Source organism: Domibacillus enclensis, assembly GCF_900156125.1.
In the GTDB taxonomy this organism is placed as follows: Bacteria; Bacillota; Bacilli; order Bacillales; family Domibacillaceae; genus Domibacillus; species Domibacillus enclensis.
This window is the reverse complement of the sequence record NZ_FTLX01000007.1, coordinates 123,991-150,037: the sequence shown is the minus strand read 5'-3', so window position 1 is coordinate 150,037 and position 26,047 is coordinate 123,991. Positions and strand designations below refer to the sequence as shown.

The following is a 26,047-nucleotide window of genomic DNA, read 5'->3' as shown; positions in this document are numbered from 1 at the left end:
TGAAAGGATGAGTGGATGATGGGATTTTTATATACGATGGGGATTGATATTGGCACGACGAGCACAAAAGCCGTTATTTTTAAAAAGGATGGCAGCTTTGTTCACCGGGCTGGCGTGGAATATCCGCTTCACACACCTGAGCCGTCCGCTGCGGAACAGGACCCGGATGTGATCTTTCGGGCGGTGCTGACGTCGATCCGCACGTGTATAGAAGAAAGCGGTGTGCGCGAGGCGGACATTGGCTTTCTGTCCTTTTCATCCGCGATGCACAGCGTCATTGCGGTAGACGCGGAAGGGCGGCCGCTGACCCAGTCCATTACATGGGCTGATAGCCGCAGCACAAAATGGACGGAAAAGCTGAAGGAAGAGTGGGGCGGCCATGACATTTATATGCGAACCGGCACACCGATCCATCCGATGGCACCTTTATCGAAAATCATTTGGCTGCGTGAGGAATTCCCGGAGCTGTTCAGACAAACAGCGAAATTTATTTCCATTAAAGAGTACATATTTTACCGATTGTTCGGGGAGTATGTGATCGATTATTCGATTGCATCGGCAACGGGGCTGTTTAACCTCGAGGCTTTGGATTGGGATCAGGAGGCGCTTCGGATTGCCGGCATTGACGAAAGCCGCTTGTCCGAGCCTGTTTCAACGACACATATTGTCCGTGGCATGGCACCGGGGTTTGCGGTAGAAGCCGGAGTTCGATCGGATATGCCGGTCGTCATTGGGGCAAGTGATGGCGTGCTGTCCAATTTAGGAACAGGGGCAATTAAATCTGGAGATGTCGCGGTAACAATCGGAACGAGCGGAGCCATCCGTGCGGTGACGAACAAGCCCGTGACTGATCCGAAAGGGCGCATTTTCTGTTATGCACTCACAGAAAACCACTGGGTGATTGGCGGACCGGTCAATAATGGCGGTATGATTTTCCGCTGGGTTCGGGATGAGCTCGGTGCAGCAGAAACGGAAACGGCCAGACGGCTTGGAAAAGACCCGTATGATGTACTGACAGAAATCGCGGCCCGCATTCCGGCTGGAAGCGAAGGGCTGCTGTTTCATCCGTACTTTTCAGGAGAACGGGCGCCACTCTGGGACGCAAACGCACGCGGATCGTTTTTCGGACTTGCGCTGCATCATAAAAAAGAGCACATGATTCGTGCGGTGCTCGAAGGCATTTTATACAACCTTTACACGGTGCTGCTTGCATTAGAAGAGCTAACGGGCGAGCCGCAGCGAATTTTAGCAACCGGTGGCTTTGCCCAGTCGGCCTTCTGGCGGCAGATGATGGCTGACGTGTTTGATCATCCGGTGATCGTGCCGGAAAGCTTTGAAAGCTCTTGCTTTGGGGCTGTTTTGCTTGGCTTGTACGGGCTTGGCGAAATTGATTCTCTGGATGTGGCCGCAGATGCAAGCGGCACGGTATTCGAGCATGTTCCGAATGAAGAGAACAGCGATGTGTACCGCGAATTAATTCCATCCTTTATCCGTATTGCCAGAGCGCTGGCACCGGAATATAAAACGATTGCTGAATTTCAGCGCGGGCTGTCCTCAACATGAGGACGGCTTTTTTTATTAAGCATGCTTCCAGTTTGTTGATTCTCCTGATTTTGGACAAGAAGGGAAGGTATCGCCTGGCGCCAATTCCACTTGATCGCCATCTTCATCAATATAGGTATCGGCTTCTGTCACCTGATCGCCTGTATGATGAACATGGTCAGCATGGCGCCATGTAGTCGGTTCATTTGATTTCGGACAAACAGGGAAGGTATCCCCTTTTGTCAATTCAGCGCGTTTCCCGGCAGCGCAAATGTACGTACCTGTTTCTCGAACAGTTTCATTTGTGTGGTGTAGATCCTGAGTTTGGCTCATGTGAAAAATCCTTTCTGTTTTTGGAATGAAGTGTTTACATACAATAGCCGCAATAATAGAAAATAAAACATTTTTCTTGAATTAACGCTTTAGAAGGAAGCAGGTGGGGAAAGGGGAAAGATAACCATTCAGTTAAAAGGAGTGTCTCTATATGGCAAGCCAGAGTGCTGCAGCTTATTTTAAAAGTATTCATCCCAGGCAGATGATTATGCATACAACGGGAAAAGGCTCTGTTTCCAAAATGGACATGAGCGTCATCGAAGATCTGAATAAGCGCTACCACCTGCCGGATGAGGTGGTAAACGTTCTGGTACAATATATTTTGCTGGCCTCGCTTACGCTAAGCCACCCGTCTTTATTCAAAATCGCGATCCACTGGAGCCGAATGAAGGTGAACACTGCTGAGCAGGCGATGAGCCTTGTGAAAAAAGAGCATACAAAATATAAAACGCTATGGATGACCGATATTTTGCATTCGAAAAAGAAGTCAGGCCTGACAGTGGACATGATTCGGGGAGCAGCTGACAGCAATTTAACTGATGAGCAGCTGGGCGCTTATATCCGGGAGTTGTTTTCCCGCTAAAATGCTTGGATTTAAAAAATCTCAATACCGTGTATAATCGTTTCATAAGTAGCGTACACGGAGGAAAATGATATGACGCAATCAAAATGGACCGCACTGGGCTGGATTTCGGCTTCGGTTTTATTTGCGCTGAGTTTGTGGTTCAGTGCTTCTGTGGTCATGGACGAACTCACTGACAGGTGGGGGCTGGCAGACGCAGCGAAGCCATGGGTATCCGCCGCTGTGCCGGCAGGATTTACAGTGGGTGCGCTTTTCAGTGCATACGTTGGACTCGCAGACCGGTTTCATGCACGAAAGGTCTTTATGGTCTCCGCATTGGCAGGTGCATTGATCAACAGTTTGATTCTAGTGGCGGACAGCGGTATCCAAGGGATACTGCTCCGCTTTTTAACCGGTGTGGCACTTGCCGGTGTATATCCGACCGCTGTAAAGGTATTAACGATATGGTTTCCGAAGCAGCGGGGGCTGGCGCTAGGCATCGTGATCGGGGCGCTGACAATGGGGTCAGCACTTCCGCATCTGCTGTCCCTGTTAGCTTCTGGAGTAGACTGGAGAATGGTTATCGCCGGGAGCTCGGTCTTATCCGCTTTATCCGCTTTTATGATGATTGGGCTTGTGAAAGATGCACCGAATCAAGGGAAGCATGCAGTTTTTTCCTTTCGAATGATTGGAAAAGTGCTGCGGAACAAGCCGGTGATGCTGGCGAATTACGGCTATTTCGGTCATATGTGGGAGCTGTATGCCATGTGGACGTGGCTTCCGCTGTTTCTTGCTGCAAGCGGTCTCTTTCATTCATCCTTTCTTTCATTTGCGGCGATTGGTCTTGCAGGAGCTGCCGGCTGTGTAGCGGGCGGCCTGCTGGCAGATAAAATAGGAAGAGCCCGCTTAACCATATGGTCAATGGGCATCAGTGCCGCCTGCTCCATTTTAATTGGCTTTTTCTTTGGGCACTTTCCGTGGCTTACGATGATCATTGCGCTCATATGGGGGTTTTCAGTGATTGCGGACTCCGCTCAATTTTCCGCCGCTGTGTCCGAATTTGCAGAAGCGGAGTACTTAGGGACAGCATTAACCTTTCAAATGAGCATCGGTTTTTTAATTACTATTTTATCGATTAATCTTATTTCGTTTCTTCAGCCTTATGTGGGCTGGGAGTGGGTATTTGTGATTCTTGGAATAGGCCCTTTGCTGGGAGTAGCAGCGATGATGAGATTTAAGGAATATGAATAAAGTCACCGTTTTGTCAAAAAAAGCTTGATAATATCGCTTACATTCAGTATTATGTAGGAAATAAGAATCATTTACCACTTGATAATAGTGAAAACGATCAATTCTACGATACTGGCAAACTTATCGAAAGGTAAGGACGCAAAGCTACGGGTCTAAGGCTGAAAAGCTACGATCGCCGGGTTGCCGAAAAGGAATGGAATACGAAGAAAAGAGCTGCTTTTTGCGTAAGCATCTCTTATTTGAGTATACCCCGCCAACCTTTTTGGCGGGGTATTTGTGTTACAAACTACGCATTCTACGATAATAGCAAACTTGTTGAAAAGCAAGGACGCAAAGCCACGGGTCTAAGGCTGAAAAGCTACGATCGCCGGGTTGCCGAAAAGGAATGGATATACAAAGAAGAGAGAAACCGTCAAAAAATGTGCGGTTATTCTCTTATTTGAGTATGCCTGCCAACCTTTTTGGCGGGTTTTTTGTATTTTATGATGAAGGGGAGAGATAAAGATGAATGTAGAAATCGGAATGGATCGGAAATTAGTGGAAGAACATGTCCGGGGCATTTTGCAGCTGATCGGTGAAAATCCGGAGCGGGAAGGATTGAAGGAGACACCGAAACGAGTGGCAAAAATGCTTGAAGAGGTTTTTTCAGGCGTCGGCATTCGTCCTGAAGAAGCGCTGACGACGACATTTGAAGAAAAGTATGAAGGCATGATTGTTGTAAAGGACATTAGCTACTATACGTTTTGCGAGCATCACTTGATTCCTTTCTTTGGGAAAGCACACATCGGCTATATTCCAAATGACCGCATCGTCGGGTTAAGCAAATTCGCCCGGCTTGTTGAATTAACAGCGAAACGGCCGCAGGTACAAGAGCGCATGTCACAGCAAATAGCGGATGCGATTATGAATGTACTTCGTCCGCAGGGGGTCATGGTGGCAGTAGAGGGCCAGCATTTATGCATGTGTGCGCGAGGGATAAAAAAACCGGGAAGCGCTACTGTCACAACGATCAAAAAAGGAGTCTTTGCGGAAGACATCTCGCTTGTGAGGGAATTCGAGCAGGCTCTGCTGCGGGGGGAGTAATATGACCGTTTATTTATCGAGAAAACTATCGTTTTCAGCGATGCATTCCTATCGCATCGAACAGTGGAGCGACGAAAAAAATCAAGCGGTTTTTGGTCTTTGCAGCAATCCAAATGGGCATGGACATGACTATGTATTGAAGGTGATGGCAGGCGGTCAGATAAAACAGGATTCAGGCATTGTCGTCAATATTACTGATATTGATAAAACGGTGAAAACATTTATAGAAGAGCAGATGGATGGAAAGTTTTTGAATAAAGAGAATGCTTATTTTCAAACAAACATCCCGACCACGGAAAATATCGTTAAATATGTGTGGAATTCATTACGTGACAAGCTGGAGGGATGCAGGCTTCATACCATTCGCTTGTACGAGAGCGATTATTTATATGCTGAAAAAGGAGAAGATGACATGGTGCGGCTAACGAAAAGATATCACTTCTGTACCGCTCACCGGCTTCATAGCGAGCAATTGAGCCAAGAAGAAAACGACCGCCTGTTTGGAAAGTGCAATAATCCATATGGCCATGGACACAACTATTATTTGGAAGTAACGGTAAGCGACAGGCCTGATCCTATTACCGGTATGATTGTCGATTTATCGCAGCTTGATGCGCTTGTCGAAAAGGAAATCATGGAGCGATTTGACCATAAGCATTTGAACTTAGACACGGAAGAGTTTAAAGAACTGAATCCAACGTCTGAAAACGTAACGATCGTTATATGGGATTTATTAAAGGACAGCCTTAAAAACTTGTACAAAATTGGTTTATACGAAACAGAAAAAAATTATTTCGAATATTACGGACCTGACCAGGAGCTGGTGTGAAGATGAATCAATTGTTAAAGGGAAAAACGATTGTCGTTACCGGTGCCAGCAAAGGAATCGGCAGGGAAACAGTTCATCTATTAAGAAAGTATGGCGCCAACGTGGCCGCAGGAAGCCGCGGAAGCCAGATGAACGTAAGTGAGACGTATTTAGAGATGCCGCTTGATGTGAAAAATGAGTCATCGGTCCGCGCTTTTTGTGAACGCGTGATCGATCAGTTCGGCTCGATTGATGTGCTTGTTAATTGTGCAGGGACAGGTACATTTGCCAGTGTAACGGGGTCGTCAACAGAAGATTTCGATGAAATGATTGCCGTGAACTTACGAGGAAGCTATTTAATGTGCAAATACATTGGCGGTCACATGGAAGAAAAGGGATCAGGCCATATCATAAACATGATTTCCATTGCTGGAAAAGCGGCCTTGGCTGGTGGAGGAGGTTATTCTGCTTCAAAGTTCGGGCTGCTCGGGCTAACGAAAGTGCTTCAAGCAGAGCTGCGTCAAAAAGGCGTTCAAGTAACTGCGATCTTACCTGGGGCAGTTAACAGCACGTTTTGGGATCACATTGACTCGAAACCGGATCTTAGCCAGATGATTCCGGTTCAAACTGTTGCCGAGCATATTGTGCATACAATCAATCAGCCTCCAGGTGCTTTTATTGATGAACTAACCATTATGCCGCCTTTAGGTATTTTATAAGGAGGTTATCCGGTGAGACGGCTTATCGAAAAAGCGTTTAAAGAGAGATCTTTAAAAACAAAACCTGCCGCTCCGTCTCTGCCTTCAAAAGTTACACATTCAGAACTGGTCTATATGACAACAAGAGGATTTATAGCTAAAAAACTGGGCCAATATATGGGTTTGCATACAGAGGAGGCTGAGGCTCTTTTCTACCTATCATTTTCAAAATGGTCCTTTGAGCCATATGATGAGCAAAATGAACAAGATTACTTTGTTTATTTAAGTGAACAGATGCTGAAATGGAATGAGCAAAGACAAGACATTCCTCAACATATTAAAAAAATGGACATCAGTGCTGATTGGCAAAATGCATTGTTAAAAGCATACGATATGTACAAAGTTCCCTTATTTGCCGCATCAGATCGAGAATCTCCAACGGAAACTGATAAACAGCTAAAGCATCAGGCGGATGTAAAATGGAGCATTTACAGAGATGTGATATACGCAGCGACACAGGAGAAATTTCAGCTTATTACACCTGATGATATTCCTCTGTATCGAAAAGGCGTTGTTTTTTGTGAAGGGTTCATAAAGCAAAGATCGGATATTCCGGAGTGCCGCTTAAAGGCAAAGGAGCAACTGGAGAAAGAAAATATTGAAAAACCACATTTAATGAGCTGGCTGCTTGTTTTATCAGAAGCGATTACAAATACGATTAAGCATGCGGAAGAAGGAAAGATGACTTTGATTAAGGATGAGGAAAAGCAGCAGATCCGATTTGTGATTGAAGACAATGGACCGGGCTTTGTGATTGAAGAGCTGCCGAAAATGACCTTGCTGGCGGGCTACTCAACAAAACGGTCAATGGGTCAGGGATTTACTCTTATGATGAAAATGTCAGAACAAGTTTTGTTAAGTACATCGCCAAACGGTTCTGTTGTGATTCTTGTTTTCAATTTGGATCGGCACAAGGAGGATGGGCTTCATGATTGCGGATAAACACAGCATGGAAGGAACGATTCAGAAAACCCTTTTCACCGCCCGGCTATTCGACGGATTTTGGGAAAGATGGGTGGCGCATGGCATTGATGAAGAAGAAATAAAGGGAGTGAGGCCTCTCTTAACAGATAAAGAAAGCTGGGTTCGTCTTTGGGCAGGTCTTGCCTTTGAAAAAACAGAAGAAGCCGCCTGTTTTTTAGATAAAGGAAACCGTTTTGAGGCAGAAACACTCTACCGGAAAGCGGGCCTTTATTATCAGTTTGTTCAATGGCTTATACCCGAAGGAAATGAGAAAAAAATATGGATGGAAAAAAGCGTTCTGTCCTCACGACTGGCCGATCAGTTGTCAGCCGTAGTGACGACATATACTGAACTGTCGCTAGATGGAAAAGCGGTCAGCGGCAGGGTGCGGAAACCGATGCATCCGCAGGGGGTTGTCATCATGGTCAATCCGATTGATTCAGCGAAAGAAGAATTATTTTCATATGAAACTGATTTTGCCACATCAGGTTTTGTCACATTAAATTTCGATGGACCAGGTCAGGGAGAAACCTTTTCCGTTCATGGGTTAAAAGCGACAAAGCAAAACTGGGAAATGTACGTAGATAGGATTATTCATTACGCAAAAAGCTGCTTTCCGTCTATGCCGATTTACTTGTTTGGGACAAGCTCCGGCGCAGCCTGGGCACTGTATGGAAGTGGTCATTCTGATGTGGTTAAGGCTGCTGCTGTTTCCCCAGCCTTTTTGGAAGAAAAAAGACAGATGCCTGATTATTTTACAGAACGGCTCACGTATATATCAGAGAACAACCAGGTCCCTTTGCCATCGTTGCTGGATAGACCGTTTCACCGCCCGATTTACTTATTCCACGGCAAGCAGGATGTGATGGTATCGGATCAGCATATCGATTTATTGTTTGAACAGCTTCCGGAAGAATCTAAATTAAAAGAATATGAAAACGAAGGGCACTGCTGCAACTTTAAACTGGGTGATATCCGTCAACTCGCGATGGATTGGTTTGCCCAATAGAAAGAGGAGAGACCGATGACATTTGAAGCGTTCCGTGAGTACATTGCCAAAACCGTTCATACAGAGTCCAAGCTTATTCAAAAAGAAACATCTTTATGTGAAGATTTAGGTGTTGATTCACTGCAGCTTGTTAATTTGCTCGTTGAAATCTCAGAATTCTTTCAGGTTGAATTGGGACAGATTCAAAGTAATGAAGACTTGCAGACGGTAGGGAATCTTTATCAATTATTTGGGGGGATAGATTATGAGCAATCTGTATAAATGGTTGATGGAAAAAGAAGTGGACGAAAATAAAGTATTGCTGACAACGCAAAGCGGTTCTTTTACATTTAAAAACATTACAGATGAAGTAGACCAATACAGTGAGGTACTGAACGAGACAGGAAGCGTAACGAGAAAAAGATTCGCGCTTATTGTTCCGAACGTACTCAGCTATATGAGCTTGTCATTAGCAATAAGCCGGTTAAATGGAGTTATCATTCCAATCAGTCCTATGCTGAGAAAGGAGGATTTAACTAGTATTCTTTCATTTATTAATCCTCATTTTATTTTTTCGATTGAGCAGCACAATGGTATTCCTTTTTCGGAAATTATTCATGAGTGGGCCAAAGAAGAAAGAAAAGAAACAGTCATTTTCACATCTGGAAATAGTGTGGATTGGAATTGTGAAAAAATAAGCGGGGAAAAACGCTTGGATGAACAAAATGAAAAATTAGATATGATCGGCTGTACGTCAGGAAGTACAGGGGTCCCAAAAGGTATTATGGCTGGCCAGGAATTTGTTGAATTCGCTGCAAGAGCACTAAGAGAAATGGTCAGCATGAAAGAACAGGATCAATTTTTTTTAATGGCACCGGTATCAGGTTTATTCGGTCTTTGCTGGTTATTGACCGCTTTTCAAAATCGCAATCATATTACCATTACAGAATCCTTTCATTTTCCGGATATGATGGATTTAATGAGGAAAAGTCAGGCAAATAAATTAATCACGAGCCCGTCCCTTTATAAAGCAGTTTATTTATTGGATCAGTCACGCGAGGAAAAGGCATTAAAGAAGATTGAGTTCGTCAGTTTGGCGGGAGAAAATATATCTTTGGATTTTATTGAATCTGTCGCTCAAGTGAAAGATTGTACATTAACGAGCGGTTACGGTCTTTCTGAAATTGGTGCAATGATGTACACAGAAAAGGATATTCGAAATGGCATTGAATGGACACTTGTGCCGGATGTGGAATACAAGCTTGAAAAAGAAGAAGGTGCCGGCGAACTGCACTTTAAAACAAAATGTGGATTTATGGGTTATTACGGAAATGTTCAGTTAGATAAAGAAGTGTATCATGATGGCTGGTTTAATACAGGGGACCTAGCTCAGTTAACACCTGAACAGAAAATCATGATTGTAGGCCGGAAAAAGGACATGATTAAAAAGGGTGGACAGCAAGTTATACCGGGTGAGGTTGAAAAGGTTCTCTGTCAGCATCCATCTGTTCATCAAGCTGTTGTAGTTGGCGTCCCTCATAAAATATATGGAGAAAAAATAGTCGCCTTCATGACCGCTGAAAAAGAACTATCCTTTATAGATATTACTTCTTTTTGCAGCGAGAAAATCGCTCGCTTTAAAGTGCCAGATGAATTTTATCAGCTGGACGAAATTCCATTAATTCAAGGGAAAGTGGATAAAGTGACACTGCGGCAAAGAGCTAGTGAATACGTAAAATGAAATGAGGGTTTCTTGTGAAAAACAAAAAAACAACATTAAGAAAACAGTTTTTAATGAGAATTCTTTCTATTCTATTCATTGTCACACTCATTTCAGTGGCCATACAAGTCTATTTAGTGCAAAAGCAAATTGATGAAGAATTGAAAATGAAGTCAGAGATGATTGCAACCAGCATTCAAGAAGGAATTAATGAAACAAAACTGGCATCCGAAACGATTGAGCACCAGATCGATTTGAAAATGGCAGGATATGCGTCTCACATCGCCTCTAAGCTAAACACAAATACTGCAGAAAATGTCACAACCGAACAGCTGACAGCGATTAAGGAAGAAATGGAATTATCAGGATTATCTATTTTCGCGAGGCAGGGCGACGATATTGTCGTAGTAAAGTCAACAGATGAGAAGGATATCGGCTTCAGTACACGCAATTTCGGTGACTACGTCTACCAGGCATCAAATGCTTTACTAAACGGCGAAAAGCCTAGTGACGAAATGGCATTTACAGCTGAAAACTTACTCGTCCTACCGATCGCTCAGTCTGGTTCGCATGATGAAAAACCGTTGTTTTTTAAATATGCCTATTACCATCCTCCAGGAGCAGATTATTTTATTAATCCTTTTATTGAGGCAGAAGAAGTGTATCAGTTTACTGAAGAAGCGGGTCCTGACCAATGGATTGAAAAAATAGAAACAGAAACATCTTTTTTAAAAGAAGTAAGCGTCCTGAATCCAGCAGTTTATCAAAATCCCGAATTGGAAAAACAACTTTATCCGCCTATGAAGAAAGTGGTGTTCGGCGGCTATGAAACCTTTACAAAAGAAGATGAAGACATTTTAAAGAAGATAGCTGAAGAGCCAGTTAAAACAACATCGCTTCAAACCATAAAAGGCGAAAAGCTGTTCAAAATGTTTATTCCGACAGAAGACAGCCATGTTGTGGCGGTTGCTCTAGATTACGATCAGATTGTTTGGCCGCTTTATAGACATTCTATTATTTTGATTGTATCCGGCGTCATTGGATTAGTCATTTTAACATTATTGACATTCAGGTTTTTCAACCGGATCTACGAAAACATTCAAAAAATCATCAGACAAATAAAAAACATTGAAGAAGGCGATTTAACAGCTAAAAGCAACGTGAAAGACGGCAGTGAACTTGGGGAACTGTCGCGTACAGCGAACCGGATGGTTGATAAATTAAATGAGCTGCTTGCAGATACGCAGATTCAAGCTTTGAAAACGCAGCAGCTGTCCAATCAACTGGAAAAGGAAGCGTCCGAATCGGTGGATCGTATGTATTCCATTTCAACAGAAGCAACCATTAAATCGAGAGACCAGCTTAATGATATTAGTGAGTTTTTAGACGAAACATTGCGTGTGCTCGAGCCGTATGAGAAAGACAGCCGAATTGGTGTGCTGAAAGAAAGCATTGAGAAAATGAGGCAGATGGCATTGGAGCGGACAGCAGCGGTAACGGAAACGACGCTTTCATTATCGGACCTTGTGCAGGCGCTTCATAAACAATCAAGGGAGCTTTCGACCATTTCGAAAAGCACTATTCAGCAAATTAATAAATTTAAGATTTGAAAGCTGGTGAAAATATGCTGTTGACGGTTGAAAAAGAAGTGCAGCACCGGACGACTATTTTAAAAGTAAACGGACTTATCGACATTACGACGACGAACCTTCTTGATGTCTATCTTGAAGAAATTAATGGGATGGACACGGTGATTCTTGATTTTTCAGGACTGGAATTTATCGATTCAACGGGGATTGGCGCGATTATGAATGCCATATATGCATCTGAAGAAAAAAATTTCACATTAAAGCTTCAAGGAATTGATGAGCTAACGGACGAGCTGTTTGAAACGGTAGGGCTGTATGAAATTTTAGCTGCGTTTCAAGGGGAGGTCATTTAATTGTACAAGGATAAATTGACATACTCCCGCCAGTTGGACCAGGAGGAGCTCTCTTCAATGGATAAAACACTGAAACGTGAAATTAATCTGGCAAGAAATATTCAGTCACAGCTTTTAAATGGAAAAACACCAGTTTTTCAAGGAGGAAAAGTTTCGGGCGCTTCGATTCCGGCGCGATTGATCGGCGGTGATTATTACGATTTTTATCCACTCGTCAATGGAAAGCTGCGAATTGTGATTGGGGATGTAATGGGAAAGGGCATTCCAGCGGCTATGCTCATGATCTTAACAAGAGGGGCGTTTCGAAGCGCAGCTGAAACAACGAAAAGTCCGGCAGAAACGCTTATGTCTATGAACCAGGCACTGTACAGCGATCTGCGTATATTAAAATCGTTTGTCACGTTACTATGTGCTGACTGGGACCCTGCTTCATCGGTACTCACATACGCGAACGCGGGTCATCACCTTCCACTTTTTATTCAAGCGAAGCAAGAAAAAGTAGAAGAAGTGCCGAAAGTGAAAGGAATCATGATCGGCGGACTGCCGAACCAGCAGTATACAAACAAATCTATTCAGCTGTCTAATCAAGATACAGTGTTTTTTTATACAGACGGGATTATCGAAGCATTAAACGAGGATAAGGAGCAATACCGATTAGAGCGCTTAATTCAAACTCTTCTGCTGCATAAGGAAAAGGGTGTTGAAGAAATTCAGACAAGTGTCTTGGCTTCTGTTGAAGCGTTTACAAACGGATTGGCGCAACGTGATGATATTACAATGGTCGTATTGAAAATTAACGACCAGCAAGTAGAAATTACAAGCTTGAATTCTCCATTAATGAAATAAGGGAGAGGGATTATATGCAAAGTATTATTTCTAAAGGAAAAACCTTGCAGGAAGCCATTGATACGGGTCTTTATTTGTTAAATGTGTCGCGTGATGAAGTGAACATTGAAGTCATTCAGCAGGAAACAAAAGTGTTTTTCGGCTTGAAATCAAAAGAAGCAGTAGTGAAAATGACAAAGCAGCTTTCACATGCGTTTACACCTGCTTATGAAAAAAAAGCAGAAGGGGACGTGAAAGAAAAGACGGATGCATTTCAACTACTAGATCAAATGATCGATGTGCTGCCTGAAATAGACAGAGCTCCTGCAGATTCACTTCAAGACACGTGGAAGGCAGAGCTCAAAAAACCGTTAGAACAAGCACCGCCAAATGAATTAGCAGGGAAGGTATGGGTGCAGAACGGCCGGCTTTTCTGCCAGTCTTCGCCAAACAAATACCCGGTCGTCACGATTCCTGAACACGTTAAGCTTTTTCGAAACAGAGAGCTTGTGCAAGAGGATACGATCATTGTTTCAGAGCAGGATTTTTACGAAGTAACCGTGGCAGAAGAAGAACGGGATACGGTTTGGGAAGTGAAAATGGATCACAATAAATTGAAAGTAGAGCTGTATGTGAAGCCAGGCTATCGGATGACGCGGTCTCTTGTTGATATTGAACCGGACAGCCGCATTAAGCTAAAGGTCGATGAACAAAAAAAAGTGAATAATACACTTTCATACACTGACGTTATGCAGGTGCTAGAAGAACGGCGGGTTAAGCACGGTTTTCACCAAGCGGAGATTGTTCGAGCAACCGAGACGGAGGAATCTGGGTTGTTTACCATTGCCACTGGAATTGAACCGATACCGGGTCAAGATGGCTGGCTTGATATACAAATAGATATGGACTCGAAAAAGGGACCGCGTGAAATTGATCATAACCGGGTGGATTATCGGGAAATAAAATCCATTCCGAATGTGGAAAGCGGTCAAGTTATTGCGGTCGTTCATCCTCCTATTCCTGGACAGCCGGGCAGAACAGTCACAAACGAGCCGCTCCCGGCAAAGCAAACACATCCGATCGCTGTGAGAGCAGGAAAAGGAATTGCTATTATTGAAAATAAGGTAATTGCGACTGAGCCAGGCCGACCGCATTTAGAGCAGCGAAACCACATCGCTAAATTTTCGATTATGTCAAAGTTGACGCACCCAGGAAACGTCGATTTATCATCAGGCAATATCCGATTTAAAGGCGATGTTGAAATCATGGGAGAAATCAGCGAGCGGATGAAGGTAGAAGCAGAAGGAGATGTAATGGTTCACCAGTCCATTAACAGGGCCCATGTCACTTCAAATGGAGCCGTTATTGCGAATGGGGGGATTGTCGCGTCTGATATATCCTCAGGAAAAAACAATATGATGATTACGGAGCTTGGAATAGCTCTTGAGCCGATTCAATTTGATTTAAAGAGGATTAATCAGCTGATTAATCAGCTGATTTTGTCTCCAGGCTTTAAAGCGAGTGATTTTTCAAGAAGTGGTCTCCAGCCATTGCTTCATATTTTACTAGAAAAGAAATTTAAGCATTTTCCATCTTTAATTAAAAAATACAAAGAAATCATCGAGCAAGGTGAGGCTTATTTGATCGATCCTGTCTGGAGAGAAATGGACGAAAAGCTGTCCCGTATCTTTCTCACGTTATCAAACGATATTGTGTCAATTGAACAGCTGAAAGGAATTTTAAGTCAAATAGATGAAATGTACGAATACAGTCAGCTTCCAGTAGAGCCGAATTCATATATTCACACGCCGAACGTATTAAGCAGCCGTTTGTTTTGCAGCGGCGATGTGAAAATATTTGGTAAAAGCAGTGTCAATACGAAAATTCATGCAGGCGGAAAACTTGAAATTAGTGGAGCGCTGCGCGGTGGTGAAGTATTCGGACGTATGGGAGTTAAAGTGAAAGAAGCTGGCGCTGAAAGCAATACGCCGACGTTTATTTCAGTACCTGCCGATCAGCAGATTCAAATCGATTACGTTCTTGAAGGGACGACTATTAAGGTTGGAACACGCAAGTATATGTTCAGTGAATCAAGAAGATACGTAACAGCTTCTTTAAACCACCAAAATCAAATTTCGTTTGTTTAGGAGGATCACCATGATTGCATTTTCAATAAAGGCTATATCAGAACAAGAAGCGGTTATCTGTCTGGATGGAGACCTGGATATTGATTCAACAGAAGTAGTAGAAGAAAACATACTGCCCGAAATGGAGAGCTATTCTCAAATTACGTTCGATTTCTCGAAAGTTCCTTTTGTGGATTCTTCCGGTATGGGCCTTCTATTAAACATTGTACATGCTCTGCACGATCAGCATAAATCGATAAAAATAATCAATGTAAACGAAGATGTTCAAATCGTATTCGATCTGCTTCAAATCCCTGAAATTATTGGGGAAGATATTTTTCTTTAAAAAAGGCAACTCATACTCCTAGCCATGCTCTCATAAAATAAGCATGGCTTTTTTCTGTTTAAAAAAGGGAAAAAAGACATGGGCATCGAATTGTTACTGTTAAGTAAAACAGGGGAATATGGTGAAAGAGGAGTGGAGAAATTGACAGGTGCTGTACCTGATCAAATGAATCGAAACGTCAGTGAACGGGAAGAGATGTACCGGAACATTATTGAATATTCAATGGAAACCATCGTTCTTCATTCAGAGGGGAAAATTGTCTATATCAATGAATCCGGAGCTGATTTTTTTCGTGCGCCAAAAGAAGCACTAATTGGCGGTGATGTTCTTTCTGTATTTCAGCCGTCTTCACATGGGGTGATCAAAGAGCGAATTCAAGAGGGAATGAGTGAAGGAGGGCTGGCGCCGCTTATTGAAGAAAGAGTGATTCGAGCGGATGGCACGATGGTGGAGGCAGAGCTTTACTGCCGACCTGTCACGTTTGGCAGTCGCAAAGTCATGCAATCCGTTTTCCGTGACATTACAGAGCGCAAAGAAACGGAAAAAATGCTGAACGACCGGGAAAAGCTCGTTTCGATTGGACAAATTGCGGCGGGAATTGTGCATGAAGTAAAAAATCCTTTAACCGCTGTGAAAGGATTTTTGCAGCTCATGAAGGAATTGAGTTCTCATCCTTATTTGCAGACGATGGAAAACGAGCTGGATAAAGCGCTTGCCACTCTTCAAAATTTACTGCAAGTATCCAAGCCCGATTTGCAGGACGAAACGCGGGTGCCTATTTTCTTTTGCAGGGAATTGGAATCGCTTATGCTGTTGTTTCAGGATAAGCTGTATGATGTGGAAGTGGAAATGGATCTGCGTGATGCGGAAAAGTCCTTTATCGGGAAGAAAAATTTGTTTTTGAAAGCGTTTTTTAATTTAATTAAAAATGCGCTCGAAGCCATTTCAGCAAAAGGGAAGGTTAAAATTACGCATTATTACGAGAATCAGTGGATTCATATTAACATTTCAGATACAGGTATTGGAGTGCCGAAGGACAAGTTGACGTTGCTCGGGACGCCATTTTTCTCAAGCAAGGCAGAAGGCACGGGGCTCGGCTTAACCCAGGTGTACACAACCATCCACGAGCACGGCGGCCATATTTCAGTAGACAGCCGTCTCGGAGAAGGAACAACGTTTTCGATTCGCCTGCCACTGAGAGAGCAACAAATAGATTTTCAATAGAAAAACAGCCGAACGAGCATGCGAAACATCGCATTCGTTCGGCTTTAATGGCTGTCCGCGTTGTTATGTTCAGGCGGCTCCTTACGAGCAGCCGCCTGGTCCACAGCAGTCTCCGTCCATCAAAAAGGTCAGCTTTTTCTTTTTCTTTTTTCGCTCTTGCTCTATTAAAGTCTCCAGCGTTTCTTTGGTTTGAATGCCAGATACTTTCGTTTTACCGATCACAAAAGTGGGGACAGCTGTTATTTCAGCTTGGCTAGTTGCGTGCGCCAGTGCTTTTTCATGCGTTTCCTTATACGTACGCTTTTCAAGGGCATGACGGTACGTTTTCGGGTCCAGCCCAACATCTTCAGCTAAACGAGTGAGAATGTCTACATCTCCAATATTTTGTTCCTCTTGAAAAAAAGCACGAAAAATCCGGCTATTGTACTCGTTTCCTTTTCCGTTTTCTCTCGCAAACTGATAGCCTTCAAAAGCAAGGTTAGTGTAAGGCTGAGGAGAGACATTCGGCAAAGTGATGGATACGCCCATCTCCTTTGCGAGCGGGTAGACGGACTGCCTCCACGTAATTTGTAAATAATCGTCCTCGGGGCGCAGTGTTTCGTTCGGGTATGGGCGCAGCTCGTAAGGCATCCACTCTACTTCAATATCTTCCTGTCCTTGAATGGCTTCGTAAAAAGGCTGCTCTGCTAGAAAACAAAACGGACAGACATAATCAGAATACACGCTGATTTTTAATGTCAAAACACATTCTCCTCTCTTTTCCTTTCTGCTGATTATATAGTGGCAAAACACGTTCGTCTAACCATCCGCTCTGATAGAATGTTTCACGTGAAACAGAAAAAAGATGCAGAATCTGCACCTTTTTTCTGATCATCTTGGACTAGATAAAAGTTCCCTTTATTCTGAAGGAGACTTTATGCTGGATCGTCTTCGTTCCTCTTCTTCTGCTATAATCTCGTTGTCTTCTGCGTTGTCACGGGTTACTTTTTGCGTTAAAATCGCCCCGACAGCTACTAGAATCATGACGGCAATATAATAGCCTTTTTCATTTAATTCCATGTCTGCGTTAAATAGACCGATTGAGAACAGGGCTACTCCGGCAACAAAAGTAAAATAAGATAAAAACGTAAAGGCAGGTGTGTTTCTTCTCCGATATCGCTGCATGTTCTTTCCTCCTAATTGATGGAATTAGCACTAGATGCTAACACTATACCATAATATTCAGAAAAAGAATATGAATGTCCTGTAAAGAAGAAAAAAGAACCTATGGTAAAATAAAATCAAATAGAAGAATCCGGGGTGGAACAATGAGTGGGTTTTCAGTTGAAAAACCAGTGCCATATTACGAACAATTTTATCATTCGATCAAACAAATGATTTTTGATGGTACCTATAAGCCGGGAGAACGAATTGTTGAAACGCAGCTGGCCAAGCAGTTCGGCGTCAGCAAAAGCCCGGTTCGCGAAGCCATCCGCCTGCTGGAAAAAGAGGGGCTTGTCGTCGTTGACGAAAAATCGCGGGTCATGGTATACGAGCCGATGCTAAAGGACGTGGAGGATATTTATGTTTGCCGGATGGCGCTTGAGTCCTTTGCGGTAGGTTTACTGGTGACCATCGCTTCAGATGAAGAACTAAGCGAAATCAACCAAGTGCTGGATGAGGCTGACAAAGCCATCAGCGAAGGAGCCGATGCAGCGGAGATTATTGAGTGGAATGCACAGTTTCACCGGCTGATCGTTCAATTCACACAAAACAAGCGTCTCCAAAAGCAAGTAGATGATTTAAAATCATTAACCCATTATTACCGGATTTTAAATTTCGGAGAGCCGGGCCGGTCGGACGTTATTTTAACCGAGCATAAACGAATTTTCGCCTGCCTAAAAGCACGGAACAAAGAGCAGGCAGCGCAAGAGATGATTATGCATTTAGAACATGACTTGCAGTATATCGCAAAGGTACTGCAGGAAAGAACCTAGATCAATCAGGTTCTTTTTTTCGTTGCAGAATTAGAGGTTGTCTAGTACACTACTTATAAACGGTCGACCGTCGACTAAAATAAAAGGAGGACATAAAATGAAACACTTAAAAGTAGCCAGCATCCCTGGTGATGGCATTGGAACAGAAGTTGTAGAAGCAGCAACAAATATTTTGAAAGCGGTATCAGACATACATGGTGGATTATCGTTTGAATTCACGGATTTCCCGTGGAGCTGCCAATATTATTTGGAGCACGGTGCGATGATGCCGGAAGACGGCATGGAACGTCTTTCTCAGTTTGATGGCGTATTTCTTGGAGCAGTCGGAGACCCGAATCTTGTTCCGGATCATGTTTCTTTATGGGGGCTGCTCATTAAAATCCGCCGGGAATTTGAACAGTCGATTAATCTGCGCCCGGCTAAAGTCATGAAGGGCATCCGCTCGCCGCTGCTGAACCCAAAAGACTTTGACATTATGGTGGTCCGGGAAAACAGTGAAGGAGAGTACAGTGCCATCGGCGGTACGATGAATAAAGGGGAAGATGAAATCGCGATTCAAAACGCTGTGTTTTCCCGCAAAGCGACAGAACGGGCCATGCACTTTGCCTTTGACCTCGCGAAAAAACGAAGTGGCCGAGTGACAAGCGCCACAAAATCAAACGGAATTGTGTATTCAATGCCGTTTTGGGATCGTGTATTTGAAGATGTAGCAAAGTCGTATCCAGAGGTAAAAACCGATTCTCAGCATATTGATGCACTGGCTGCTTTTTTCGTCACGCAGCCGGAACGCTTTGATGTCATTGTCGCAAGCAACCTGTTTGGCGATATTTTAACCGATGTGGGTGCAGCGATTATGGGCAGCATTGGCATTGCTCCGGCAGCGAACATTAACGTTAGCGGTAAATACCCATCCATGTTTGAGCCTGTTCATGGGTCAGCGCCGGATATTGCAGGCAAAGGAGTGGCTAACCCGATCGGCCAAATTTGGACGGCGAAAATGATGCTTGACCATTTTGGAGAAGAAGAGCTAGGGCGCGTACTGCTTGATACAGTGGAAAGTGTGACGAGCGACGGCTTCTTAACGCGCGATATTGGCGGCAAACATTCAACGAAAGACGTCACCGATGAAATTATCGCCCGACTAAAGGCAAAAGCTTAATCGGAGAAGCTAGGCAAAAAAGCATTCATCATTTATAATAAAAGAACAAAATAATCTGAAAAAGGCAAACTTCTCCGAAAGGAAAGGACGCAAAGCCATGAGCCTGCCTGCTGAAAAGCAAACGGTCGTCAGGTTGCCAGGCTCTCATTCTGTGAGCTTCGGCTGACAGAATGGAGGGCTTTTTCGTGTTGAAAAAAATAATAATTTCTTTACTGGTGCTTTTGTTAGCCGCTGCAGGGAGCCCGGCAGAAGCGGCTTCACCTAAAGACCAGGCAACCTGGCTCTGGAATCCGTGGATGATTGTGAATGATGAAGCGGGAACTCTCTCGTTTCTAGAGAGTAAGCAAGTAAACAAAGTGTACGTACAAATTGACCGTGACGTGCCGATGAAGGTATACCGCAGCTTTATTGAAAAAGCAGCTGCAAAAGGCATGAGCGTTTATGCACTGGACGGTGCACCGGACTGGGTTGCGCCAAAAGGCTATACAAATCAGAATCAGCTTGTCAACTGGCTGAGCCGGTTCCAGAGCGGTTCCAAAGCTGCTCAAAAATTTTCAGGCATTCACCTTGATGTAGAGCCGTATTTATACAGCGGATGGACGACGAACAGAGCGGCAACCGTGAAGTCATACCAGGCTCTGCTTACAAGAGCAAAAACGAGCGCCGCATCGTTGAATCTGCCGCTTGAAGCAGATATGCCGTTCTGGTTTGATGAAATTCCCTTTAAAAATACGTATGGAAAAGGGCTGCTGTCAGAGTGGGTGATCGCCAATACAGCGAGCGTCACCATTATGGCATACCGCGACCAGGCTTCTTTGATCAACGAATTTGTGAAAAACGAAATAACGGCAGCAGAGAAATATGGAAAGTCCATCGTCGTAGGCGTTGAAACCGGTCAGACGGCTGAAGGGGATGCGATTTCCTTCTATGAAGAGGGAGAAGTGGCGATGCTGAATGAACTCGCTGCGGTAAAAGCTTATTACGAGTACTCTCCGGCATTCAACGGAACAGCTGTTCACCACGTCGGCAGCTGGATGACTCTTCAGCCGTGAAATAAATAGCCGGATATTTTGAAAAGAGACATTTCATATCAAATGAAATGTCTCTTTTTCAATGCTACCGTGCTTGCGCGCGCACAGTCCGGGCGGCTTCTGCAGGACTTAGTGGGGAAGGAAAGCAACGGATAGAACTTATAAAGAAGCGTTTTGAATGCGTAACAACAAACCTCATTCTATTATTCGTGTAAAAAAGAAAAGGCCCTTCTCATACAGCCACTCTTTAGTCGTTGAATACAAGCCGTTTTTAAGCATTTTTGTATTCACTGTTTCATTAGAACCACAATGGGCGCAGGGAGGCCGGCGAAGACTCCCACTGGACGAGCGGACAGGCTGAAACAGCCATGGTTTTCGGGCTGGTTCAGCGTTCGCCCAGTAGGAAAGCGGAGCCGGCAGCCCGGAGCCCCTGTATGTGCTTTTCCAAGAAAAAAGAGGAATCAAGGCTTTCAGCTGCTAGATCGTTCGGATTTAGGGCCAATCTCGTTGTTATATCTCCGCCTCTTTTTTATTTTACTAAAAATAAAATTGACTTTTACTAAAAATTAAGTAGAATAAAGTAAAAAAGGAGGCGTTTTCATGAATGTGAATGATTTAAAACAAACCTTTGAACGCGTATTTGACCGTCAGGCAGAACGAACTTTTTTTGCGCCGGGACGGATCAATTTAATAGGGGAGCACACAGATTACAATGGCGGCCACGTCTTTCCACTTGCGATCACCTTTGGCACGTACGCCGTAGCCGCAAAACGGGAAGATGAGAACATACGCTTTTACTCCGTAAACTTCAAAGACCAGGGCATCGTGGAAAGCTCGCTCCATTCACTTGATTACAAAGAGGCAGATGGCTGGACGAATTATCCGAAAGGGATGACCAAGCTGATGAACGAGAATGGATATGCCATTCCGTCGGGTTATGACGTTCTTTTCTACGGCAACATTCCTAATGGTGCAGGGCTTTCTTCTTCTGCTTCGATTGAATTGGCAACGGGCGTTATGCTGGAGGGATTATTCGGCTTGGCTGTGGACCGGATTGAGATGGTCAAAATCGGACAGCAGGTGGAAAATCAGTATATTGGCGTGAACAGCGGCATCATGGATCAGTTCGCGATTGGCATGGGCAAAAAAGGGGCCGCAATCTGGCTGGATTGTGAAACGCTCGCTTATGAATATGCGCCAATCGAGCTCCCGGATGCAAGCATTGTTATAATGAATACGAACAAGCGCCGCGAGCTTGCTTCATCTAAATACAATGAGCGCCGCAGCGAGTGTGAAGAGGCATTAAAACGGCTTCAAACAGAGCTTCATGTAACCTCCCTCGGCGAGCTGACACCGGAACAGTTTGAGAAGCACCGGTCGGCGATTGGCGATGAACGGCTGGAGAAGCGGGCCAAGCATGCCGTTTATGAAAATGCCCGGACGATTGAAGCGCTGAACAAGCTGAAGGAAGGAAACCTTGAAGAAGTCGGGCAGCTTATGAATGAGTCGCACCGGTCACTTGAGCGCGATTATGAGGTGACAGGCAAAGAGCTTGATACGCTCGTGTATGCAGCGTGGGAGCAGCCAGGCGTGATCGGAGCACGGATGACCGGCGCCGGCTTTGGCGGCTGTGCGATTGCCATTGTGGAAAACGGCCACGTAGAACCATTTATTCAGGAAGTCTCAGCACGATATAAAGAAGCGTGCGGCATTGACGCGGCATTTTATATGGCGAATATCGGCGGCGGAGCGCGTGAATTAGCAGAGGAGGAAATGGAATGAGTATTGCAGTTGTAGGTGGAGCAGGGTACATCGGGTCGCATGCAGTACGTGCCTTGCTGGCGCAAAAGCGTGACGTGGTTGTAATTGACAGCCTTGAAACCGGCCATGCAGAATCTGTGCCGGACGACGTTCAATTTTACAAAGGCGATATTCGGGATCGTGCCTTTTTAAATGAAGTGTTTGAGCACGAGCAAATTGAGCAGGTCGTTCACTTTGCGGCGAATTCCCTTGTCGGTGAATCAATGGAAAACCCATTAAAGTATTATGACAACAACGTGTTCGGCACACAGATCCTGCTTGAAACGATGACAAAGCATGGTGTCGGTCATATCGTCTTTTCTTCATCTGCCGCCACATACGGTGAGCAAAAAGACATGCCGATTACGGAAAAAGCGCAAACAGACCCGACGAGTGCCTACGGTGAAACAAAGCTTGCGATGGAGCGTATGATGAAGTGGTGTGACGCGGCTCACGGCACAAAGTTTGTTTCACTGCGCTACTTCAACGTAGCCGGAGCGAGTGAATCCGGCGTTATCGGCGAGGATCATCACCCGGAAACGCATTTAATTCCGGTTGTTCTGCAGGTAGCAAATGGACAGCGGGAGCATATTTCGATCTTCGGAGAGGATTATCCGACGGAGGACGGCACGTGCATTCGTGATTACATTCACGTAGAAGACTTGGTGGACGCTCATCTTTTAGCACTGGATTATTTGAAAAAAGGCGGAGAAAGCAATATCTTTAACCTCGGTTCGAATCAAGGCTTTTCTGTAAAAGAAATTGTGGAAACCGCCCGTAACGTAACGGGCCATCCGATTCCAGTCGTCATTGGAGATAAGCGGGCAGGTGACCCTGCTGTCCTGATTGCTTCCTCTGAAAAAGCCCGAACTACACTTGGCTGGTCACCGTCGCGGACAGATATCACGACGATTATAGAACATGCCTGGAACTGGCACAAGAACCATCCGAACGGCTACAAAGGGGCGGAACAGAGATGATCTTTGCTTACGTGGAAGAGCTGATTCGAAAAGCGGAACAGGCAGAGTTAATCACAGCACGCGACCATATGTATGCGCGGAATCAGCTGATTGCTTTGCTTGGACGCAATGATTTTGTGCAGCCAGCGGATGATGTGTCGGCTTTGTCCATTCCGGATCTTGTTGAAAAACTGACGGAAGATGCTGTCGAGCGGGGCATTGTCCAGCCATTTTTAGAGGAGAAGGATATTTTTGCGGCAAACGTTATGAATGTATTTGTATCAAAGCCCTCTCAAATTGCCGAAGCTTTTTGGGGAAGCTATCAATCTTCTCCGCAGCAGGCGACGGATTTTTTTTACAGCATGAGCAAGGCTTCTAATTACATTCAAACAAAGCGTATTGCCAAAAATGTGTCGTATACATCAGCCACGCCTTATGGAGAAATTGATATTACCATTAATTTATCAAAGCCTGAGAAAGATCCGGCTGAAATCGCCCGGGCTAAACTTCGCCCGGAGCCGGAGACGAATTATCCGAAGTGCCTTCTTTGTGTGGAAAACGAAGGGTATGAAGGGCATGCCACTCATCCTGCGCGATCCAACCACCGGATTGTTCCGGTTGAATTGGACAGCGAAGAGTGGTTTCTTCAATACTCTCCTTATTTGTATTATCATGAGCATTGTATTTTATTGTCAGGTGAACACCGGGATATGAAAATCGACCGGGCGGGATTTGTCCGACTTCTCGATTTTGTTCGTCAATTCCCGCATTATTTCGCTGGATCAAATGCAGACCTTCCTATTGTAGGTGGATCAATTTTGACCCATGATCATTATCAGGGCGGACGCTATGAATTTGCGATGGCGAAAGCGAAGGAAGACGTTTCCTTTTCCGTGGACCGGTTTCCTGCTGTAAAGGGTGCCACACTATATTGGCCAATGTCTGTTGTCCGGCTGAAAAGTGAAGACCCGGACGAGCTGGCGGCAGCGGCTGATCACGTACTGGCTGTCTGGAGGGGATATGATGATGATCTGTGCGGCATTCAGTCGTTTACCGGAGAGACCCGGCATAATACGGTCACACCGATTGCCCGGAAACGCGGCGAGGTGTTTGAGCTTGATCTCGTGCTCCGCAATAACCGGACAACGGACGAACATCCAATGGGGTTGTTTCACCCGCATGCGGATATTCATCACATCAAGCGCGAAAACATTGGCTTAATTGAAGTGATGGGGCTTGCGGTCTTGCCGGCCCGTCTCAAAGAAGACTTGGCAGCGGTTGCGGCTTTTCTTTCTGATGAGACTGTTCAAGTAAAAAAAGAACATCAGGAATGGGCGGAAGAGCTGCGTAAACAATACGTTGGGGAGTTGTCTGAAGAGGCATTTGTCCGGGAGGCCGTCGCGGCGAAGTTTTTAAGAGGGCTGGAAGACTGCGGTGTGTTCAAGCAAACAGAAGAAGGCAAACGCGGATTCAACCGTTTTCTAGCCCGACTTTAACAGATTGGAATGAGTAAAATGGCAACGATCAAAGATATTGCGGCGCAGGCGGGCGTATCGATTGCGACTGTGTCCCGTGTTTTGAATTATGATCCGCATTTATCCGTCAGTGCCGAAACAAAGCGGAAAATCTTTGAAGCGGCGGAACAGCTTGATTATAAAAAAAGACGTCCGGCTAAAAAAGCTGTTCAAGAAACAGTGGCATTAATTCACTGGTACACAGAAGAAGAAGAGCTGAATGATTTATACTACCGGTCGATTCGCCTTGGGGTTGAAAACAGCTGCCGGGAGAATGGAATTTTCGTTCAGAAGGTGTTGTATGATGAACTTCATCTTGTCGACAAGAGCTCGATAAAAGGGATCATCGCCGTCGGCAAATACAGTGCGGAGCAGGTACAGCATCTCGGTGAGTGGACGGACCAGATTGTGTTTGTTGATTTTTCGCCGGAAAACGAAGCATTCGACAGTGTAGTGACGAATTTCTCCAAAGTAACGGAAAAAGCGCTGAATTATTTATGGGGCAGCGGTCTGCGGCGAATTGGCTTTATTGGCGGACGTGAGCAGTTTCAAGATCAAACAGGTCTCGTACCGGATAAGCGAGAGCAGACGTACAAACAGTTTATGTTGGAAAAAAACAGCTTTTTGGAAGAGCACGTGCTGATCGGCACATTTAGTGCAGATGATGGCTATGCAATGATGAAGGAAAGCATTGAAAAAAACGGAGAAGCGTTGCCGGACGCTTTTTTTGCGGCCAGTGACACGCTGGCTATCGGGGCGCTCAGGGCATTAAACGAAGCAGGCATTCCGGTGCCGGAGCGCGTGAGCCTTATTGGCGTAAATGACATTAGCGTCTCGAAATATGTGTATCCGCCGCTGACCACGATCAAGGTACACACTGAATTTATGGGAGAAACGGCCGTTCAGCTGCTGCAGGAGCAATGGAAGGAAGAACGGATTCCGAAAAAAGTTGTTCTTCCGTCTGAGCTAATTGAACGCGGGACGACCCGGTAAATCCTTTGATTATACGGCGCAATTAACGTAAATAAGGCGCAATTCCATGTGAATTGCGCCTTATCCTTTATAATTGCGCGTTAGTCTGCACAATTGCGCCACCGCGACGGGTAATTGCGCGATAAACCGCTTAATTGTGCCGTA

At 44.8% G+C, this 26,047-nt stretch carries 26 protein-coding genes and 3 riboswitches; of the genes, 23 read left to right on the top strand and 3 right to left on the bottom strand.

The window, feature by feature from the left end:
* The first annotated feature begins 15 nt into the window (after window positions 1-15).
* A complete protein-coding gene (gene gntK / locus BW952_RS14685; RefSeq protein WP_094031988.1) occupies window positions 16-1,563 on the top strand; it encodes a gluconokinase in 1,548 nt (515 codons plus the stop codon).
* 15 nt (window positions 1,564-1,578) lie between these two features.
* Here the strand turns inward: gntK and BW952_RS14680 are convergent, their stop codons facing one another.
* Window positions 1,579-1,875 carry a hypothetical protein gene (locus BW952_RS14680; protein ID WP_045849451.1) on the bottom strand — a complete coding sequence of 99 codons (297 nt, stop codon included), beginning with the start codon at window positions 1,873-1,875 and terminating at the stop codon, window positions 1,579-1,581.
* A 151-nt stretch (window positions 1,876-2,026) separates the two neighbouring features.
* On the opposite strand from BW952_RS14680, the gene BW952_RS14675 reads away from it, so the two are divergent.
* The 15 genes from BW952_RS14675 (at window position 2,027) to BW952_RS14610 (ending at window position 16,471) form a co-directional block, all read left to right on the top strand.
* On the top strand, window positions 2,027-2,458 hold the full coding sequence (locus tag BW952_RS14675) for a DnaD domain protein (RefSeq protein WP_045849450.1): 432 nt from the start codon (window positions 2,027-2,029) through the stop codon (window positions 2,456-2,458).
* A 72-nt stretch (window positions 2,459-2,530) separates the two neighbouring features.
* Window positions 2,531-3,688 (top strand): MFS transporter, encoded by a 1,158-nt coding sequence (locus BW952_RS14670; protein ID WP_045849449.1) that lies wholly within the window; start codon window positions 2,531-2,533, stop codon window positions 3,686-3,688.
* Between the two features lie 103 nt (window positions 3,689-3,791).
* Window positions 3,792-3,876, top strand: a riboswitch (cyclic di-GMP riboswitch).
* Between the two features lie 107 nt (window positions 3,877-3,983).
* A riboswitch (cyclic di-GMP riboswitch) is annotated at window positions 3,984-4,068 on the top strand.
* 124 nt (window positions 4,069-4,192) lie between these two features.
* Window positions 4,193-4,771, top strand: a complete 579-nt coding sequence (gene folE / locus BW952_RS14665) for a GTP cyclohydrolase I FolE (protein ID WP_045849448.1) — start codon at window positions 4,193-4,195, stop codon at window positions 4,769-4,771.
* 1 nt (window position 4,772) lies between these two features.
* Window positions 4,773-5,600, top strand: coding sequence for a 6-carboxytetrahydropterin synthase (locus tag BW952_RS14660; RefSeq protein ID WP_045849447.1), 828 nt, complete (start codon window positions 4,773-4,775; stop codon window positions 5,598-5,600).
* A 2-nt stretch (window positions 5,601-5,602) separates the two neighbouring features.
* Complete coding sequence (locus BW952_RS19720; protein WP_045849446.1) at window positions 5,603-6,298, top strand: SDR family oxidoreductase; 696 nt, start codon at window positions 5,603-5,605, stop codon at window positions 6,296-6,298.
* Window positions 6,299-6,310: 12 nt separating this feature from the next.
* A complete protein-coding gene (locus tag BW952_RS19715) occupies window positions 6,311-7,279 on the top strand; it encodes an ATP-binding protein (protein WP_052698352.1) in 969 nt (322 codons plus the stop codon).
* A complete protein-coding gene (locus BW952_RS14650) occupies window positions 7,266-8,309 on the top strand; it encodes an alpha/beta hydrolase family protein (RefSeq protein ID WP_045849445.1) in 1,044 nt (347 codons plus the stop codon). The genes BW952_RS19715 and BW952_RS14650 overlap by 14 nt, the downstream gene beginning before the upstream one ends.
* A 15-nt stretch (window positions 8,310-8,324) precedes the next feature.
* Window positions 8,325-8,570, top strand: a complete 246-nt coding sequence (locus tag BW952_RS14645; protein WP_045849444.1) for an acyl carrier protein — start codon at window positions 8,325-8,327, stop codon at window positions 8,568-8,570.
* Window positions 8,554-10,029, top strand: a complete 1,476-nt coding sequence (locus tag BW952_RS14640; protein WP_045849443.1) for a class I adenylate-forming enzyme family protein — start codon at window positions 8,554-8,556, stop codon at window positions 10,027-10,029. The genes BW952_RS14645 and BW952_RS14640 overlap by 17 nt, the downstream gene beginning before the upstream one ends.
* A gap of 14 nt (window positions 10,030-10,043) precedes the next feature.
* The gene (locus tag BW952_RS14635; RefSeq protein ID WP_231581263.1) at window positions 10,044-11,618 is read left to right on the top strand and encodes a HAMP domain-containing protein; all 1,575 of its coding nucleotides are present in this window, start codon (window positions 10,044-10,046) and stop codon (window positions 11,616-11,618) included.
* A gap of 14 nt (window positions 11,619-11,632) precedes the next feature.
* On the top strand, window positions 11,633-11,950 hold the full coding sequence (locus BW952_RS14630; protein ID WP_045849442.1) for an STAS domain-containing protein: 318 nt from the start codon (window positions 11,633-11,635) through the stop codon (window positions 11,948-11,950).
* Window positions 11,951-12,796 carry a PP2C family protein-serine/threonine phosphatase gene (locus tag BW952_RS14625; protein WP_045849441.1) on the top strand — a complete coding sequence of 282 codons (846 nt, stop codon included), beginning with the start codon at window positions 11,951-11,953 and terminating at the stop codon, window positions 12,794-12,796.
* A 14-nt stretch (window positions 12,797-12,810) separates the two neighbouring features.
* On the top strand, window positions 12,811-14,922 hold the full coding sequence (locus tag BW952_RS14620) for a flagellar assembly protein A (RefSeq protein WP_045849440.1): 2,112 nt from the start codon (window positions 12,811-12,813) through the stop codon (window positions 14,920-14,922).
* A gap of 10 nt (window positions 14,923-14,932) precedes the next feature.
* Entirely contained in the window at window positions 14,933-15,247 is a 315-nt protein-coding gene (locus BW952_RS14615) for an STAS domain-containing protein (protein WP_052698351.1), read from the top strand.
* A 78-nt stretch (window positions 15,248-15,325) separates the two neighbouring features.
* Entirely contained in the window at window positions 15,326-16,471 is a 1,146-nt protein-coding gene (locus BW952_RS14610; protein WP_231581262.1) for an ATP-binding protein, read from the top strand.
* An 81-nt stretch (window positions 16,472-16,552) separates the two neighbouring features.
* Here the strand turns inward: BW952_RS14610 and BW952_RS14605 are convergent, their stop codons facing one another.
* Complete coding sequence (locus BW952_RS14605; RefSeq protein WP_045849439.1) at window positions 16,553-17,212, bottom strand: DsbA family oxidoreductase; 660 nt, start codon at window positions 17,210-17,212, stop codon at window positions 16,553-16,555.
* 156 nt (window positions 17,213-17,368) lie between these two features.
* Entirely contained in the window at window positions 17,369-17,635 is a 267-nt protein-coding gene (locus tag BW952_RS14600) for a YiaA/YiaB family inner membrane protein (RefSeq protein WP_045849438.1), read from the bottom strand.
* 143 nt (window positions 17,636-17,778) lie between these two features.
* Here BW952_RS14600 and BW952_RS14595 point away from each other — a divergent pair, with 143 nt between their 5' ends.
* The 7 genes from BW952_RS14595 to BW952_RS14565 all read left to right on the top strand — a co-directional run bounded on the left by BW952_RS14595 (window position 17,779) and on the right by BW952_RS14565 (window position 25,903).
* Complete coding sequence (locus BW952_RS14595; RefSeq protein ID WP_045849437.1) at window positions 17,779-18,447, top strand: GntR family transcriptional regulator; 669 nt, start codon at window positions 17,779-17,781, stop codon at window positions 18,445-18,447.
* A gap of 97 nt (window positions 18,448-18,544) precedes the next feature.
* Window positions 18,545-19,606, top strand: a complete 1,062-nt coding sequence (locus BW952_RS14590) for a tartrate dehydrogenase (protein ID WP_045849436.1) — start codon at window positions 18,545-18,547, stop codon at window positions 19,604-19,606.
* A 53-nt stretch (window positions 19,607-19,659) separates the two neighbouring features.
* Window positions 19,660-19,747, top strand: a riboswitch (cyclic di-GMP riboswitch).
* 47 nt (window positions 19,748-19,794) lie between these two features.
* A complete protein-coding gene (locus BW952_RS14585) occupies window positions 19,795-20,658 on the top strand; it encodes a hypothetical protein (RefSeq protein WP_045849480.1) in 864 nt (287 codons plus the stop codon).
* A 579-nt stretch (window positions 20,659-21,237) separates the two neighbouring features.
* Entirely contained in the window at window positions 21,238-22,419 is a 1,182-nt protein-coding gene (locus BW952_RS14580; RefSeq protein ID WP_045852107.1) for a galactokinase, read from the top strand.
* A complete protein-coding gene (gene galE / locus BW952_RS14575; protein WP_045852108.1) occupies window positions 22,416-23,417 on the top strand; it encodes a UDP-glucose 4-epimerase GalE in 1,002 nt (333 codons plus the stop codon). Before BW952_RS14580 ends, galE begins: the two co-directional genes overlap by 4 nt.
* Window positions 23,414-24,892 carry a UDP-glucose--hexose-1-phosphate uridylyltransferase gene (gene galT, locus BW952_RS14570; protein ID WP_045852109.1) on the top strand — a complete coding sequence of 493 codons (1,479 nt, stop codon included), beginning with the start codon at window positions 23,414-23,416 and terminating at the stop codon, window positions 24,890-24,892. Before galE ends, galT begins: the two co-directional genes overlap by 4 nt.
* A gap of 18 nt (window positions 24,893-24,910) precedes the next feature.
* Window positions 24,911-25,903, top strand: a complete 993-nt coding sequence (locus BW952_RS14565; protein ID WP_045852110.1) for a LacI family DNA-binding transcriptional regulator — start codon at window positions 24,911-24,913, stop codon at window positions 25,901-25,903.
* Window positions 25,904-26,047: the final 144 nt, after the last annotated feature.

Excerpts from the sequence above, each read along its gene's own strand:
- gntK (WP_094031988.1), top strand. The coding sequence starts at position 16 with ATGATGGGATTTTTATATACGATGGGGATTGATATTGGCACGACGAGC.
- BW952_RS14680 (WP_045849451.1), bottom strand. The coding sequence starts at position 1,875 with ATGAGCCAAACTCAGGATCTACACCACACAAATGAAACTGTTCGAGAA.
- BW952_RS14675 (WP_045849450.1), top strand. The coding sequence starts at position 2,027 with ATGGCAAGCCAGAGTGCTGCAGCTTATTTTAAAAGTATTCATCCCAGG.
- BW952_RS14670 (WP_045849449.1), top strand. The coding sequence starts at position 2,531 with ATGACGCAATCAAAATGGACCGCACTGGGCTGGATTTCGGCTTCGGTT.
- folE (WP_045849448.1), top strand. The coding sequence starts at position 4,193 with ATGAATGTAGAAATCGGAATGGATCGGAAATTAGTGGAAGAACATGTC.
- BW952_RS14660 (WP_045849447.1), top strand. The coding sequence starts at position 4,773 with ATGACCGTTTATTTATCGAGAAAACTATCGTTTTCAGCGATGCATTCC.
- BW952_RS19720 (WP_045849446.1), top strand. The coding sequence starts at position 5,603 with ATGAATCAATTGTTAAAGGGAAAAACGATTGTCGTTACCGGTGCCAGC.
- BW952_RS14650 (WP_045849445.1), top strand. The coding sequence starts at position 7,266 with ATGATTGCGGATAAACACAGCATGGAAGGAACGATTCAGAAAACCCTT.
- BW952_RS14645 (WP_045849444.1), top strand. The coding sequence starts at position 8,325 with ATGACATTTGAAGCGTTCCGTGAGTACATTGCCAAAACCGTTCATACA.
- BW952_RS14640 (WP_045849443.1), top strand. The coding sequence starts at position 8,554 with ATGAGCAATCTGTATAAATGGTTGATGGAAAAAGAAGTGGACGAAAAT.
- BW952_RS14630 (WP_045849442.1), top strand. The coding sequence starts at position 11,633 with ATGCTGTTGACGGTTGAAAAAGAAGTGCAGCACCGGACGACTATTTTA.
- BW952_RS14620 (WP_045849440.1), top strand. The coding sequence starts at position 12,811 with ATGCAAAGTATTATTTCTAAAGGAAAAACCTTGCAGGAAGCCATTGAT.
- BW952_RS14615 (WP_052698351.1), top strand. The coding sequence starts at position 14,933 with ATGATTGCATTTTCAATAAAGGCTATATCAGAACAAGAAGCGGTTATC.
- BW952_RS14610 (WP_231581262.1), top strand. The coding sequence starts at position 15,326 with ATGGGCATCGAATTGTTACTGTTAAGTAAAACAGGGGAATATGGTGAA.
- BW952_RS14600 (WP_045849438.1), bottom strand. The coding sequence starts at position 17,635 with ATGCAGCGATATCGGAGAAGAAACACACCTGCCTTTACGTTTTTATCT.
- BW952_RS14595 (WP_045849437.1), top strand. The coding sequence starts at position 17,779 with ATGAGTGGGTTTTCAGTTGAAAAACCAGTGCCATATTACGAACAATTT.
- BW952_RS14590 (WP_045849436.1), top strand. The coding sequence starts at position 18,545 with ATGAAACACTTAAAAGTAGCCAGCATCCCTGGTGATGGCATTGGAACA.
- BW952_RS14580 (WP_045852107.1), top strand. The coding sequence starts at position 21,238 with ATGAATGTGAATGATTTAAAACAAACCTTTGAACGCGTATTTGACCGT.
- galE (WP_045852108.1), top strand. The coding sequence starts at position 22,416 with ATGAGTATTGCAGTTGTAGGTGGAGCAGGGTACATCGGGTCGCATGCA.
- galT (WP_045852109.1), top strand. The coding sequence starts at position 23,414 with ATGATCTTTGCTTACGTGGAAGAGCTGATTCGAAAAGCGGAACAGGCA.
- BW952_RS14565 (WP_045852110.1), top strand. The coding sequence starts at position 24,911 with ATGGCAACGATCAAAGATATTGCGGCGCAGGCGGGCGTATCGATTGCG.